Here is a 14,993-nt window from a genome sequence, read left to right as displayed (position 1 = left end):
TTCTTTAAGAGCATCTTTTTTTATGGAGCATGAATATAAGGAGTGATTTAATGCTAACTTTCAGTTTCATCGGCTTCTATTTGATGCCAGTCCTATGTATTGTTTTTTGCTTAAATTTGGTTTCCCTTTTGAAGAAAATCCGTGATGAAAAAGAAACAGAGAAGAATACTTTTTGGCTGACAGTATCGTTTAGCTTAATCGTTTATACGATTACGATGATGCTAATAGCTATTTAGATACAAAAAAAGAGCCCCTTCGATTGAAGGGCTACTCCTTTTTCACTAATTGCGGAGCTATACGGCCACCGGCAGCTTTTTCATAGGCATAGGCCATACCAAGTATGTCACCTTCGCTCCACATTGTACTAAAAAAAGCGAGGTTAAAGGGGGAGCCGTTACTATAAAACCCTGCTGGTATTGTTATGAGTGGCAATCCACTAATATTAATTTCGGATATGGTAGAAGTCGCAACATCCTCACGATCTAAAGTTGGTACATCTTCTAGCATGGTTGGGTAAACAAAAGCATCTAATTGTTGCTCAGCCATAATGTAGGTAATGGTGCGTAACAGTTCGTTCTTCGTTTCTTTAAAGCGTGTTAAATCAGGTAAGCGTTCAGCATTTTCGAAAGCTTTGTCGGCTTCAAGTGGTCGGACAAAGGAAGCTAAGGGCTGGTCTTCTTCCCAAGGTATTGCTCCCGCTTTTAAGAAAACTTTCTCCATATTTAACGAAGGATCAAGGTTTTTGAAGTATTGATTAAGGTCGTAAAAAAAGGATTCTCTTCCAATCATTGTATCAATAGTTTTCATATATGGAGCCAGTGGCTTTACATGAAAAGGATCCTCAATCACCTCTGCACCCAGTGATTGCAATATTGAAATACTTTTTTTATAAAGTGCTTCCGTTTCTGCCGTCATTTTCGTTTCTCTCCAACTAGGGCCGTATAAACCAATCTTTTTCCCTTTCAGAGCATGTGATGAAAGGAAAGATGTATAGCCCTTCTCTGGAATCGTACTAGAAATGGTTTTAGCATCATCAGGTGAATAGCCTGCGATAACATCAAGCATAATCGCTGCATCCCGCACCGTTCTGGCATGTGGCCCTAGTACATCTCTTGTACTGCCAGCAAGCGGAGTCACACCTGTAGTAGGAATGAGTCCGAATGAAGGTTTAATACCAACAATTCCTTGCGCTGCTGCTGGTACTTGTATGGAACCCGCTGTTTCTTCTGCTACTCCAAGAACGGTAAAGTTACCAGATACGGCAGTAGCCGTGCCACTACTACTACCACCAGGTGTTAATTTTCTATTTACCGCGTTGTATGTAGGACCTTTCCAACTAGTATTAGCATGGTATGCACAACTAAAGGCAGGGATATTTGTTTTGCCGAGTATGATGGCATCAGCTGCTTTTAATCTAGAGATAATGGTGGCATCTTTCTGTGGTAATAATTCTATTCCACCTGTATGTTTAGCGAGTGGAGCCCAGCCAAATGTAGATGGAAAACCAACCATATCGACAGCTTCTTTCACAACTACGGGGATACCTGCTAATGGGCCCACCTTTTCCCCACGCATTCGTTTCGCATCGATGGTTTTCGCATCAGTAAGCGCCTGTTCGTTCATAAATGTAAAAGCATTATATGTCGATTCATATTGTTCAATGCGCTCAAGAAAAGATCGAATGACTTCTTCAACTGTATACTCACCTGTATCATACAATTTGTGAAGCTGTTCAATTGTTATTTCCTCAAATAAAAATAAATGCTGATTTTCTGATCGTAACGAGTGCGTTTTCATCACATCATCTCCCTTCAACATTTGTGTATTTAATCTATACTATTACAATTGAGGAGAATTTGCATGATTATTGTTAGAGAATTTAACAAAATATGTTATTGTGTTTGTGAGATGGGTTGATTCAAATCGGCCAGGAGGTGGTTAAATGTTATCGAGAAAGAACTTTTTTATTTTACTCTTGCCATTCTTTCTTCTCTTTGGTTGCCAAGGTGCAGAAGAAGAAGAATTATTCCGATATAAGGGTGCCTATATTGGTGACAATAGTGCCGTTGGAAATATACTGAATGAGACAGCGGACTCAATAGATTATTTTGAATTAAAGACAGAGCAAGAACCGTATGGTTTTGAAGTATTTTATCATGAAGTCAATGATGGAGAGGCATTAATGAAAAAACAAGCGACTGTTCTTTTTTCCTTAGTGCGAAACGTGGAATGGATAAGTTTTCATGTAAATGGAAGTGAAACGAAAGTAACGAGAGATGAAGTAAACAATTGGTATGAAAAAGATATAGCAGGTGTAGGGAGCCAAAAGGAGCTAGAGCAATTAATAAACAGTTGGAACTAGATCTATTCTACCTATGACTGCTGAACTATAGGCCTGCATCGTCACTTTTGCAGGTCTTTTTTTGATACTAAAACTACCTAGTAAATTGGAATGAGAGATAAGTATTTGGTAGAACAAGTGACCTATTAAATGGATGTGGGAGGTTGAATATTTTTCCTTATTTTTCTTGTTGTACATATAGGTAATTGGATTTAAAAGTCTTGCTAGAAAAGGAGTGGAAGCACTTCTTCTCTATTATTCAAGTGTGAATGAGTGTAAATAATAGGAAGAATGAGAAAAACATAGATATCAATAATATATTCTGAATTTTTGGTAAACTATTACGTTTTTCATTATGATGCGTCTCATTTATACTACGTGTAGTGTTTTTTATCAAGAACAATATAGAACACATGAAAGAACAAATGACAAATGAAAGGGGGAAAGTGATGATTCTAGGATAAAAGTCACAGCAGTTGAATACTAGCTTTACTTTGTCCTAAAAATGAACACACATCTATGGTTGATTCCCCTATGAAAAATAAATGTGAGCAAGAAAGGACAGTATGAGAGTGAAAAAGGTAACGACCATCACAATCATTATTTGTCTCATGATTGGTCTAACAGGTGTCTTCGTTCAAGCATTTTCGAGCGAATCTCTAGGAAAGTGGAGTAATGCATTATTCGAGATAAGTGAGGAACAGACCAACAATGAGCTGGCAACCGCCTATGAATCTTGGTCTGAACAAATGAAACAGCAAAAGCTAGATGCACAACTAACCTATGAAAAAGCAATGGAAAAAAACGTAGTAGTTTCAAGTGAAGAAGCGAAAAAAGAGATTAACCAATACTTAACTTTATACAAAGTAGATATTCAAAACATAAAAAAAGAACTAAGCGACTCATTTGATACGTATGAAGGTGAAAAGAAGGAAGAACTTAAATCTGAGATGGATCAAGAAATACTATTATTTTTAGAAGAAACGTTAGAAAAATAAATTTCGACAAAGGGGTCGGGAAGATGAAAAAGAAAATCATAGCTGGTGCAGTTACAGTCGGATTGCTAACCGGAGCAGGCTTTTCGTTAGCGAATACAGATGCGGGACAGGCTTTGAAAACTTGGTATGATAACTTATTTAACCAAACAAGTGCTGAGGTTCTGAGTGAATCGGATGCCAATTTTGAACAGTTATTAACAGAGCTCAGAGCAGAAAATGAAACATTAAAGGAATTAGCAGCCAGTCAAATTGACGAGAAAACATTGCGTGAAATTGAAGGTTCTACTTTAGCTATTGACCAGGCCAAATATGAACATATTGCATCCCTAGATGGTGAGAAATTGTTGATCTTGGAAAATATGGATTATCAATTCTATCAACTATTTTTAGAAGGCTATTTTCATATTAAGGCAAAAGGCGATTTAATGCAGGAGGAAGCAACGGCTGGTTTCCAAGCTTTTGCTAGTGAGAAGGGCCAGTCGGCTTTAGAGCAAGTCACAGCGGAATTAAATCAAGCGAAAGCTGATGCAGTAACAGAACTTGAGCAAGAGATTGTAGCAGCGAAACAGGAAATTGTTACAAAAGTGGAATCTCAAGTTGAAATTAGTAGCCGAAATCTTCGTAATCAGGCGAATTGGAAGGCTGAAGAAATTCGAGAGGCATTAGATGCCATCCTAGCTAATTTAGTCGCAGAACAAGAGGCTGCTATAACAGCGAAAGCTGCTGAATTAGAGGCAGATGCAAAGATGAGTTTAGATGACGTTGTCAACAATATTGTCAATGATTAATTCGTTTCAGGGCCAGCTTGCTTGGCCCTGGAAATCTCGTAAAGGGAGGAAAACAAAATGAGTCATAAAAAAAGGAAATATATCAAAATATTGTTTAGTTGCCTTTTCGCAGGTTTCCTTCTTTCTGTTAGTTTTCGATTTGTTTCTGCAGGTGAAGATATGGAATCGATGCTAACGAATTGGTTTTCTGCAAAAAAAGCAGCGTCCATTGCCGAGATAGAAACGGCTGTCAACGAAGAAAAAAATAAACAAATTGCTAAATTAAAAGAAGAAATCCCACAAAAACTAGCGGAAGCAGATCAACAAATAAAAGAAAAAACACAGTCAGAAGTGGCAAAACGTGTAGCTGAATTAGATGCGTACACAAATGAACTGATCAAAAATTACGATCCAACCATTGAGGAGAATCAGAAAAAAATCGCTGAGTTAGAAGCCATAATGGAAGCAGCAAAGGCTGATATGACGGCAGTAGCTGAGGAATAGCTGAGTTGATCCATTCTTAACTGATTCCACTAATTCATCACTAACAGGGGCCTGTCTTTTATTGTTAAACTTTGAATCGATGTGGGTTGAAACCGTTCAAACTGAAATCCGCATTTGAAAGCTTGACGCGATACCGGGTTAAACGAATCAAATTTACCGATGTCTCCAGTTAATTAACGTGTTTCCAACCTAATCTTACAAAAAAATAATCCAAACCCTTCCCTATATTGCTGCTTTTTCATTTTAATCAAATCCAAGATTATTAAAATTTAAAACATCATCTGTCCTCATCTAAACAAAATCAAACTCCAATCTGAACTCTTATCGATTCCAATTTCAATCCATAAAGGTCATATACCGCACCATAAAAAAGAACAAAGACCAAAAAGTCTTTGTTCACACATAACTTACTTTTCAATGGTTCTCATTGATAGTCGGTGTCATTTCCATACGATTAATAAAACTTCACTACGCGCTCAAGAGGTAGTCTAGTTGTATTAAAGGCAGGTGCAGCGCTTTTACCGATAGCGATTAATGTAATCGGGAATATATTTTCTTCTAGCTCAAATTGTTTGGCGAAGGCAGCTTTATCGAAGCCTCCCATTACGATTGTATCTAGCTCACGTTCTTTTGCGAGCAGAAGCAATTGCATTGAAATCAGACCAGCATCATAGCTTGCGATGTTCATTAGTCCTTCTTTCGGTTGGCCAGGATAAAATTGGTGTGTATTGCTGATGGTACGGTCAGCAATGGATTGATCCATGTAACCAGCTTCGACATTTTGAGTATAGATTTCCTCAACATTTTTATAAGCCTCCGTATCACCAAGTACGGCAATAACAGCAGAAGCATTTTCTACAATTTTTTGGTTGTTGCCAAATACAGGTAATGCCTTTTTCATTGCTTCATCTTGGATAGCGATAAATCTCCATGATTGTAAATTACTAGAAGAAGGAGCTGAAATAGCATGTGCTAATAGTTCTTCTAAACTTTCTTGATTTATTTTAAAAGAAGGGTCGAATACCCTCACAGACTTGCGTTCATTCATAAGAGTAACTAATTCTGACATTTATTTCTCCACCTTTACTTATGTTTAGTAAGTTTATATCGTTTATAAACTTACCATTCGTAAGTTATGTTGTCAACTAATGAATATATGGTACTATTTAATGAGGACAGGTAAAGGAGCTATAAAGAATGGATTGTAACCATAAATTGAAAACGGATTCTAAGCATATCTGTAGCAACTACCATGAAGCGATTGAATTTATAGGTCGCAGATGGATGGGCATGGTCATCTATTCCTTAATGGACGGACCGAAGAGATTTTCTGAATTAGCAGATGAAATTAATGGTATTTCTGACCGATTACTTACAGAACGGTTGAATGAACTCATTAAGGAAGAACTTGTGAGTAAAACATTTTTAGAAGATTCTTCGAAAAAAGTTGAATATGCCTTAACAGAAAGAGGAATGAGCTTGAAGAAAGTTATTGAAGCCATTCTTGCTTGGATTGCCGAAAACGAGAAGTAATAACCAAGACAAATATTGTAGCTGAAGAACGAACAAATCTATAGAGGATTTGTTCTTTTTTTGGGGCTCTTTTTTATATTAGAAGGAGTTAATAATTCTTTTGTTGAAAGCTATAGATTGTATAATAAATTGAGCTTGAAGAGGGGTGGAGGGGAAATGAAAAGTATCTATGATCCGGTATATTTAGAGGAAATCATAACACGTATAGATCATTTGAGCTCCAATTCAAAACGGCAATGGGGGAAGATGAATGTCGCCCAAATGCTGGCTCATTGCTCAGCCTTTCAAGATATTGCGATGGGGGAATCTTCTCCTAAAAGGAGTTGGTTGGGAATCTTTGTAGGAAACTTCGCCAAACCGATTTTTTATAACGAAAAGACTTTACCTAAAAATATGTCTACGATTCCGACCATTTTAATTGTCAATGATAGGGACTTTAGCAAAGAGAAGGAAAAGTTGAAACAAAAATTGTTGCAATTCCATGCTGATGGACCAGAAAAGTGTACAACCCATCCCCATTCTTTTTTTGGTAAACTAACCGCTGAGCAATGGGGAAAGGGTATATACAAGCATCTAGACCATCATCTCAAACAGTTTGGTCTATAACTCATCATCTTCGTTCTTCCTTTATTTTCTTCATCAAGGCTTCACAACCAGCGCTCACTAAATCATATGTTTCCTGGAAATTCCCGGTATAGTAAGGGTCCGGCACATCTTTTGCATCTTGAGTTAAATCTAATAAACGGAATATTTTTGGATGCTGAGGTTGACCAAGTATACGGTATATATCTTTTATATTCGATTCATCCATTGCCACAATATAATCAAATGCTTCGAAGTCTTCTTTCTGTAATTGACGTCCTTTTAATCCTTTAGAGGAAATACGATAGTCTTTTAAAATCGCGAGTGTCCCTTTATGTGGAGGCGCGTCAATGTGCCAAGAGCTCGTCGCTGCTGAATCTACGAATATTTCCTTCTCTAGTCCAACTTGTTCCACCTTATGTCTAAATATCGCCTCTGCCATTGGTGAACGACAAATATTACCTAAACAAACGAATAACACTTTAATCATGAGGATGCCCCTTTCCTTTTACAAAAAATGATTCAGTCGAAACGACCATAAGTTCAACAATTTGTTCAGCCATATATGTGGGTGTATGTGGGAAGTCCTCTTCAATCCAGCGAATAATGAGACCAGCAATGCCATTGGCTCGATAAATATATAACCATTTAGCGTCAACTGAACTATCCTTAGGCAACACATAGTCGTATTCATCTAAAAAGAGTTGTTCAATTGCTTGTGCCATTTGATAGCGGAAATCGACACGAATATGGTCACTTAATAATAATTGATATAGAGATGCATGTTCTTTGAAATAATTGAATAAAGTAATCTCCTCAATCGGAAGTTCTCGTAAATAAACTTGTTCATAAGCTTGATAAGGAATACCAATTTGTTCAATCATCTCATGTAATGTCTCATCAATGACCTCTTTTAGTAACTCGTCCATCGAATGAAAATTGGCGTAAAATGTTCCACGATTATAATTTGTCTCTCTTGCAATCTCAGATATAGTAATTTGGGCGAAAGGCTTTTTGTATAATAATTCAATAAATTTTGTTTTAATAGCTGCGCGTGACCTTTGTACGCGTTTATCTAAAAAATCATGCTCCAAGAGAATCACCTCTTCTCTTATTATGTTGAATTCCTACATATTTTGCAATTTTACTGAACAAAATAAAATCGGTTGCACATTACTGAACAAAATGACCCAGTTTGTATATTGAGACACTAAAAATGATGAGATTTAATAGAAACTGAACAAAGGAAAGGGAGGAAAGAACAATGACATTTCCAGTATTAGAAGGTAAAGTCGCTATCATTACAGGCGCAGCAATGGGTATGGGGGAAGCGACGGCTAAACTTTTTGCAGAGGCAAAAGCGAAAGTAGTCGTAGCTGATTTTAATGAGGAAAAAGGCCAAGCAGTAGTAGAAGAAATCAAAGCTAGTGGCGGAGAGGCCGCTTTTGTAAAAGTAGATATCTCGAAATCAAAGGAAGTACAAAACATGGTGCAATTTGCTGTAGACACATATGGTAAATTAGATGTAGCTGTAAATAATGCTGCGCTAACACCAGATGATAAATTAGCCGCTGAGTTCGATGAAGATTATTGGCACCGTTTAATGTCTGTAGACTTAACAGGTACGGCTCTTTGTATGAAATATGAGCTCCAACAATTAGAAAAACAAGGAAACGGTGGTTCGATTGTTAATATCTCATCTGTAAGCGGATTCCGTCCACAACCACAAAATATTGCTTATGTAGCAGCCAAGCACGGAGTAGTTGGAATGACTAAAGTAGCTGCAATGGAATATGGTCCAAAAAATATACGTGTGAATTCAGTAGCTCCTGGTGCAATTGATACACCAATGCTCAGAGGTGCGCTTGATCAGTTTGGATTTACGGAAGAAGAATATGCTCCACAACTAAGCTTGTTGAATCGCTTTGGTCAACCAAGAGAGATTGCTCAAGCAAGTCTATGGTTAGCATCAGATGCATCATCTTATATTACAGGTACCACTATTCATGCGGACGCTGGATATACATCTAGATAAGGTACAATTATTAGAGCTCTTTTTAAAAGGGGCTCTATTTTTTTACTCCTCATAACGATTCATCCCTCACCCATATCGCCTTCGTATAGGCAACCCTCATTCCTGCTCGCTCCATATTCCTCTGACTACCTGAACCATAGGAGGCCTGCCCAACTATCCATTTGCAGCCGATTTCCTGCGCATGTTGAAATCTTTGTTGAATAAGTGCAGACTGCACACCTTTTTGACGAAAAGTAGGTAAGGTAGAGGCAGCGGCGAGGTTCCCCCCTTTTTCATTACAAAAAAGTACGCCGACACCAGCCGGTTCATGATCCACTAACGCTAAGTAAAAAGTCCATTCTGGTAACGAATAAAGGACAGCATTGTTTTGTGCTACGCCTTCAAGTAAGAAAGAAGGCATTTGAAAGCCTTGTGTGTATATGTCAGCAAAAGTTTGGAATTCATCTTGATGTAAGGCGCGAATTTCTATTGCGTTATTAACAGGTTTTATGGTACCTGGTAACTGCTTATATAAAGTGGTATGAAAGTCTATCTGATAAAAACCACGTTTATGCAATGCCTTTAATAATGATTGGGAATGATGACTCGGTGCAATTTCGAAGCGAGCAGGAATATGTTTTTCATCATAAAAATCAATTATTTCATCAAGCAATAACTCGTCTTCTCCACAAAGCCCTTTGATCACATTAAAAGCTGGCCCCGGAATACTTTTAACAGTGTAAGCCATCGTTTGTCCGAATGATTGAATGGATACGCCCATTGGATTATTTTGTAGGTTTCCAATAGCAAGAAGGCGTGAAGTTAGTGTATCCATTTCGATTTGTTCCCATAATTTTTCTTTCATACATTTCACATCCTTGTTCAACTTTTTTTCGACACCCTTCTGGATATTTCCTCTTTGAGAAGTTTTTTTCTATCTTATGTCAGCATTGATTTCACCTGTCATCTAATTTTTATAAATGAAATACCTACCTACGGACATAAAAAATGTTTTATAAGAAAAACGGTTTGAACAACTAGAAAAAATTGTTTATTAATAGTGATTTATCCCTCCGAAATTGTTGTTTTAAGTCAAATCTGGTTGTCATCTATCGGTAAAAAAAGTTTATTTCCATGTGATGGCTATGAAATATTTATATATTAATATATTAATCGTGCCAATTTGACAATGAAAAAAAAAGGAAAAGAGGAGGCGGGCATATGTGGATTATTGTTGTTTGCTGTCTCATTTTATTAACGGCAGGAATTATGGAGAAGAGAAAACATCGTAAGAGGCTAGATGCGTTAAAGATACGAGTAAATATTAATGGAATCCGCGGGAAATCAACAGTCACAAGGCTTATTACCGGGATATTATTCGAAGCTGGTTATAAGACAGTAGGAAAAACAACCGGAACGGATGCGAGGATGATTTATTGGAATGATCCAGAAGAGAAACCAATCGTAAGAAAGCCTCAAGGGCCTAACATTGGTGAACAGAAGGAAGTGATTAAAGAGACGGTTGAGCGTGGGGCGGAAGCATTGGTCAGTGAATGTATGGCGGTTAACCCCGATTACCAAATCACTTTCCAAGAAGAATTACTACAAGCGAACATCGGCGTTATCGTTAATGTATTAGAGGATCATATGGATGTCATGGGACCAACATTAGATGAAGTTGCGGAGGCTTTTACAGCGACTATCCCACATAATGGTTATCTAATTATTACCGATGATGCATATCGTGATTATTATGAAAAAGTAGCTGCGGAACGTAACACGACCGTGATTGTTGCAGATAATAGTAAGATTTCAGAAACATATCTAAAACAGTTCGATTACATGGTTTTCCCTGATAATGCCTCTTTAGCACTGGCTGTAGCAGAAGCGATTGGTATTGATGAAAAAACGGCAAGACAAGGGATGCTCAATGCGCCACCAGATCCAGGAGCGATGAGAATTTCGCCAATTGGACATTCGAAAGAACCATCCTATTTTGTTAATGGTTTTGCGGCAAATGATGCGTCTTCAACTTTGAATATTTGGAAGCGCGTAGAAGAAGTCGGATATCCGACAAAGGAACCCATTGTTATCATGAATTGCCGTGCAGACCGCGTTGATCGTACGGAACAATTTGCAAGAGATGTTTTACCATTTATCCCAATGAAAACACTTGTTGTGATTGGGGAATCGGCGGAACCGATTGTGAAAGCATACGAACTAGGACTTATACCTGCCCATTCATTAGAAAACTTAGAAGGGTCGGATACGGGAGAAATTCTCGAGCATTTAAAAGGAGAAATGAAAGGTTCTACCATTTATGGAGTCGGCAATATACATGGTGCTGCAGAACCGTTAATAGAAGAAATTCAACATTTGAAAATAAAACAATTAGTCAGTTAAGGAGCGTTTTCCATGTTTGGTGATGATTTATACATATCTCTTATTCTAGGCGTCCTACTCAGTCTCTTATTTGCTGAGAAATTTGGGATTATGCCTGCTGGGTTAGTCGTGCCAGGTTATCTGGCTCTTGTATTAGACCAGCCAATCTTTGTTTTAATTATTTTGCTCGTCAGTTTATTAACTTATGTGATTGTAAAATACGGTGTATCAAAGGTCGTTATTTTATACGGACGTCGCAAGTTTGCTGCGATGCTGATTACCGGGATATGTCTCAAATTGATATTAGATTATTTTTACCCGATATTACCGTTTGAGATTAATGAATTTAGAGGGCTGGGGGTTATTGTACCAGGATTGATTGCAAATACGATTCAAAAACAAGGAGTTACCATTACATTAGGTAGCACACTGCTTTTATCCGCTGCCACATTTGGCATTATGTACGTGTATTACCTATTTTAAAGGAGAGAGAAGACCACAATGGAACATAAAAAGAAACCTAGGAAGCTTAATTTTCATGAACAACTTCTTCGTTTCTTAAAGAAGCAGAAAAGGCGTATTCCTGTGCATATCATGATTCTTTTTCCGGTGTTAATAGTCGCATTTGCTATTATCTATAGTTTTGATATTCGTACGGATGCAGATGCTGAGCCAGAAGAGAATGCGCAAGTAACGGGCGTGGCTGTTGGAGATGTGATGGTAGGGAGACATGTGGAAGAAGTAACAAACCGTTATGGCTATGACTATTTATTCCGTTATGTTCAGCCTTTGTTTAATCAAGCGGACTATGCGACAGGGAATTTTGAAAATGTAGCAAGCGACAGAGAGCTCGAACCGATGGAAAACAAAGAGATTACATTGCAAGCCAATCGTGAATCGGTTGCGGCGATGAAGGATGCTGGATTTAAAACGATGGCCATGGCGAATAACCATATGATGGATTACGGAGAACAGGGAATGATTGATACCCTTGATACCTTTCATGAACAAGGAATCGATGCCGTTGGCGCTGGGACAAATAGTACCGATGCTAGTAATCGTATTTCTTATCAGGAAATCAATGGATTAACGATTGCCACACTTAGTTTTTCCGACATAAGTTCTGAAGAAACGAAGGCAGGAGAAAAACAAGCCGGCATATTAGATTTTGATCCAGCCACTTTTATCCCATTAACCGCAGAGGCAAAGAAAAAAGCAGATTACGTGATTGTCCATGCCCATTGGGGACGTGAATATAATAGTCGAGCGAGTGATCGACAAAAAGAGTTGGGAAGAGCGTTAGCAGATGCTGGAGCCGATTTAGTTATTGGACACCACCCCCATGTATTAGAGTCGATTGAGGTCTATGATGACACAGTTATTTTTTATAGCTTGGGTAACTTTATTTTCGACCAAGGCTGGTCAAGAACGAGAGAAACAGCACTCGTACAATTTCATCTCATGCCTACAGGGGAAACGAATTTCGAAATTACCCCTATGAAAATACGAGAAGCTACACCGGCCCCTCTATCAAACTGGGACAAGCTCTCACAGCAGTCAATTATCCGACAATTAACGAGAGACTTGGATGTGGATCACGCGACAGTTGATGATAAATTAACGTTTACGGTTAAACAAAGGGAGGGAGAAGAATGAAGAAGTTCTTCACACGTTTATTGCCTTATTTATTTGTAGCCAGTTTATTCCTTTTTATCGTTGGCTTCAGTCAAACAGATACGCTAACAGAAAAAGAGGAACAAGAAATACAAATCGAGTTATTGAAGGTGAAGGTGCAAGAAAACCAAGATTAAAGAAGGAGGAACAATGAAGAAAAAACTTATACTGCTAGGATTGCTGGTCGTTATTCTCATTGTGATTGTTCTTCTGCGGGTATTTGATGGAAAGGGTGAAGAAGAGGTGAGCCTCCCGATGATAGGAACAGAGAGCGGTGAATATGGGGTAAGTGCAAGCCACCCGTTAGCTGTAAAGGTAGGAATGGAAGTATTAAACGAAGGGGGTAATGCAGTTGATGCAGCTGTTGCTGTGTCTTATGCATTAGCCGTTGTCGAACCATATGGCTCTGGCCTTGGCGGTGGCGGGGAGACACTTGTATATCAAGAAGGCGCAAAGCCATTCGTTCAGCAATATAGAGAAATGGCTCCGCTCTCTTCGGAGGAAGTAGAATCAGATTCAGGCATTCCTGGATTTGTAAAGGGAATGGAAGATATTCATGAGGCTGAAGGAAGTATGTCGTTTAAGAAGATTATGGATAAAGTGATCCCACTAGCTGCAGACGGCTTCGAGGTAGATGAGGATTTATCGTATCGCTTTAAGGTAGCGCTAAAAAATCGGATAGACGAGGATGAAGATTCACCTTTTATTATTGATGGGGAGCCGATAGAACCAGGTGATCGTCTCGTACAACCAGCTCTTGCTCAGACGCTTAAAAACATCCGTGATGGCGGTGCGGCAGCATTTTACCGAGGTGAGATGGCAGAATCATTCGCTGAGCAACATGACTCTTTTGACCGCAGTGATTTTAGTAAGTATACTTCACAAAAAATGAAAGCAGTGCAGGGAGAGTTTATGGGCTATGATGTTTTTTCATCTGCCCCCCCATACTCAGGGCTGACCGTCATTCAATCATTGCAGATGGCAGAGAAAGTATTAGAAGAACAAGAATGGGAAGATGAACCTTCATTTGTCGCCTCTTTCGGAGAAATTAGTAAAATTGCCTACGAGCAGAGATTATCACAAATAGGGGATATGGATTATACCGATCTTGATTTGGAAAAATCAATGAGTAAAGAGTTTACTGATGAGTTGGTGGAGGAGCATAAGGATATTTTCAAAAGTGCCCGATTAAATGATTCAGAGGCAGAGCGTAAAGATTATGGGCATACCACTCATTTTGTTGTCGTAGATGATAACGGTATGATGGTATCAACAACGAATTCATTAGGGAACTTCTTTGGAACAGGAGAGTATATGGAGGAAGGGTTCTTCCTGAATAACGCACTCACGAATTACAGTGAAAATGAAAAAAGTCCGAATGTGTTTGAACCAGGTAAACGGCCAAGAAGCTTTATCTCGCCAACGATTCTAGCAAATGATAAAGAAGTTATCGGCATAGGCTCACCTGGAGGAAGAAGAATTCCTGCAGTGGTCACCGAATCCATTCTCTATCATCTTGTGTATGGTTATAGTTTACAACAAGCTGTGGAGCGACCACGCTTCTATTTAGAAGACGATAAAATTGAAATTGAACCAGGCTTCAAACGGGAAACCTATAACGAACTACAAAGTAAAGGCTATAAAGTGAAAATCAATGACAACGCCACTTACTTCGGCAGTGTCAATGCCTTATCCCTACAACTAAATGACCGTACATTAGATGGAGCTGCAGATCCTCGTAGAATAGGAGAATGGAAGAAAGCTGAATAAATGAAAAAGGCATTCAATCAAACGTTTGATTGAATGCCTTTTTTTGCTGAATGACTCCGATATCTGAAGGGTTTCGGGTGAAAATAGTTGCATGAGTAAAACTGTGTGAGTGCTATTAACTTTATGAGGAGAGGGGGTTGCTAAATTGGAAGGATGTTTAATAGTAGGTCAATCAGATTTAAGGGAAGTAGATGGTGTGGGGGAAATCCAAGAACGTAGCAAAGAATTGTGTGCAAGTTGATTACACTTAGAAGTAACGAAGAAGGGGAAAAAATAATATTCAGATACATGAAGTGTGAAAATCCATAGAAGTGTTAGGAAACCGAAAATACGAACATAAGAAGAGGAACAATCGGCAAGTGGTGTTGGCAAACTGGGAATACGAACATAAGAAGAGAAAAAACCGGCGAGTGGTGTGAGCGAATCGA

General features: G+C 38.5%; 18 protein-coding genes. 13 read left to right on the top strand and 5 right to left on the bottom strand.

Annotation, left to right across the window (positions count from 1 at the left end):
• Positions 1–50: 50 nt before the first annotated feature.
• A complete protein-coding gene (locus U9M49_RS10325; protein WP_095371769.1) occupies positions 51–236 on the top strand; it encodes a hypothetical protein in 186 nt (61 codons plus the stop codon).
• 31 nt (positions 237–267) lie between these two features.
• Here U9M49_RS10325 and U9M49_RS10320 read toward each other — a convergent pair whose 3' ends face one another.
• Entirely contained in the window at positions 268–1,797 is a 1,530-nt protein-coding gene (locus U9M49_RS10320) for an amidase (protein WP_322909732.1), read from the bottom strand.
• Positions 1,798–1,942: 145 nt separating this feature from the next.
• Here U9M49_RS10320 and U9M49_RS10315 point away from each other — a divergent pair, with 145 nt between their 5' ends.
• From U9M49_RS10315 to U9M49_RS10300, 4 genes are all read left to right on the top strand, one after another.
• A complete protein-coding gene (locus U9M49_RS10315) occupies positions 1,943–2,362 on the top strand; it encodes a DUF4825 domain-containing protein (protein ID WP_322909731.1) in 420 nt (139 codons plus the stop codon).
• A 545-nt stretch (positions 2,363–2,907) separates the two neighbouring features.
• Positions 2,908–3,339: a hypothetical protein gene (locus tag U9M49_RS10310; RefSeq protein ID WP_095371772.1), complete on the top strand. Its 432-nt coding sequence runs from the start codon at positions 2,908–2,910 to the stop codon at positions 3,337–3,339.
• A 23-nt stretch (positions 3,340–3,362) separates the two neighbouring features.
• Positions 3,363–4,127, top strand: a complete 765-nt coding sequence (locus tag U9M49_RS10305; RefSeq protein WP_095371773.1) for a hypothetical protein — start codon at positions 3,363–3,365, stop codon at positions 4,125–4,127.
• A 57-nt stretch (positions 4,128–4,184) separates the two neighbouring features.
• Positions 4,185–4,610, top strand: a complete 426-nt coding sequence (locus U9M49_RS10300; protein ID WP_322909730.1) for a hypothetical protein — start codon at positions 4,185–4,187, stop codon at positions 4,608–4,610.
• 454 nt (positions 4,611–5,064) lie between these two features.
• Here the strand turns inward: U9M49_RS10300 and U9M49_RS10295 are convergent, their stop codons facing one another.
• Complete coding sequence (locus U9M49_RS10295) at positions 5,065–5,679, bottom strand: nitroreductase family protein (RefSeq protein WP_095371775.1); 615 nt, start codon at positions 5,677–5,679, stop codon at positions 5,065–5,067.
• Positions 5,680–5,807: 128 nt separating this feature from the next.
• Here U9M49_RS10295 and U9M49_RS10290 point away from each other — a divergent pair, with 128 nt between their 5' ends.
• Together U9M49_RS10290 and U9M49_RS10285 are read left to right on the top strand one after the other, a co-directional pair.
• A complete protein-coding gene (locus U9M49_RS10290; RefSeq protein WP_095371776.1) occupies positions 5,808–6,143 on the top strand; it encodes a winged helix-turn-helix transcriptional regulator in 336 nt (111 codons plus the stop codon).
• A 156-nt stretch (positions 6,144–6,299) separates the two neighbouring features.
• Positions 6,300–6,749, top strand: a complete 450-nt coding sequence (locus tag U9M49_RS10285) for a DUF1569 domain-containing protein (protein WP_095371777.1) — start codon at positions 6,300–6,302, stop codon at positions 6,747–6,749.
• Positions 6,750–6,753: 4 nt separating this feature from the next.
• Here the strand turns inward: U9M49_RS10285 and U9M49_RS10280 are convergent, their stop codons facing one another.
• Together U9M49_RS10280 and U9M49_RS10275 are read right to left on the bottom strand one after the other, a co-directional pair.
• A complete protein-coding gene (locus U9M49_RS10280) occupies positions 6,754–7,215 on the bottom strand; it encodes a low molecular weight protein-tyrosine-phosphatase (protein WP_322909729.1) in 462 nt (153 codons plus the stop codon).
• Entirely contained in the window at positions 7,208–7,819 is a 612-nt protein-coding gene (locus tag U9M49_RS10275) for a TetR/AcrR family transcriptional regulator (RefSeq protein ID WP_251162174.1), read from the bottom strand. The genes U9M49_RS10280 and U9M49_RS10275 overlap by 8 nt, the downstream gene beginning before the upstream one ends.
• Before the next feature lie 170 nt (positions 7,820–7,989).
• Here U9M49_RS10275 and U9M49_RS10270 point away from each other — a divergent pair, with 170 nt between their 5' ends.
• Positions 7,990–8,760 carry an SDR family NAD(P)-dependent oxidoreductase gene (locus tag U9M49_RS10270; RefSeq protein WP_095371780.1) on the top strand — a complete coding sequence of 257 codons (771 nt, stop codon included), beginning with the start codon at positions 7,990–7,992 and terminating at the stop codon, positions 8,758–8,760.
• Positions 8,761–8,809: 49 nt separating this feature from the next.
• Here the strand turns inward: U9M49_RS10270 and U9M49_RS10265 are convergent, their stop codons facing one another.
• Positions 8,810–9,604, bottom strand: coding sequence for a GNAT family N-acetyltransferase (locus tag U9M49_RS10265; protein WP_322909728.1), 795 nt, complete (start codon positions 9,602–9,604; stop codon positions 8,810–8,812).
• Between the two features lie 356 nt (positions 9,605–9,960).
• On the opposite strand from U9M49_RS10265, the gene pgsB reads away from it, so the two are divergent.
• The 5 genes from pgsB to U9M49_RS10240 are packed head-to-tail and all read left to right on the top strand — an operon-like array spanning position 9,961 to position 14,565.
• Positions 9,961–11,142 (top strand): poly-gamma-glutamate synthase PgsB, encoded by a 1,182-nt coding sequence (gene pgsB / locus U9M49_RS10260; RefSeq protein ID WP_322909727.1) that lies wholly within the window; start codon positions 9,961–9,963, stop codon positions 11,140–11,142.
• A gap of 12 nt (positions 11,143–11,154) precedes the next feature.
• On the top strand, positions 11,155–11,604 hold the full coding sequence (pgsC, locus tag U9M49_RS10255; protein WP_095371783.1) for a poly-gamma-glutamate biosynthesis protein PgsC: 450 nt from the start codon (positions 11,155–11,157) through the stop codon (positions 11,602–11,604).
• Between the two features lie 18 nt (positions 11,605–11,622).
• Positions 11,623–12,777 carry a CapA family protein gene (locus U9M49_RS10250; protein ID WP_307315929.1) on the top strand — a complete coding sequence of 385 codons (1,155 nt, stop codon included), beginning with the start codon at positions 11,623–11,625 and terminating at the stop codon, positions 12,775–12,777.
• Positions 12,774–12,932: a hypothetical protein gene (locus U9M49_RS10245; protein ID WP_157733881.1), complete on the top strand. Its 159-nt coding sequence runs from the start codon at positions 12,774–12,776 to the stop codon at positions 12,930–12,932. Before U9M49_RS10250 ends, U9M49_RS10245 begins: the two co-directional genes overlap by 4 nt.
• Positions 12,933–12,945: 13 nt before the next feature.
• On the top strand, positions 12,946–14,565 hold the full coding sequence (locus U9M49_RS10240) for a gamma-glutamyltransferase family protein (RefSeq protein ID WP_095371785.1): 1,620 nt from the start codon (positions 12,946–12,948) through the stop codon (positions 14,563–14,565).
• Positions 14,566–14,993: the final 428 nt, after the last annotated feature.

This window comes from Cytobacillus sp. OWB-43 (assembly GCF_034651445.1).
In the GTDB taxonomy this organism is placed as follows: domain Bacteria; phylum Bacillota; class Bacilli; order Bacillales; family Cytobacillaceae; genus Cytobacillus; species Cytobacillus kochii.
The sequence above is the reverse complement of the archived record's forward strand: the minus strand, read 5'-3'. Positions and strand labels throughout refer to the sequence as shown.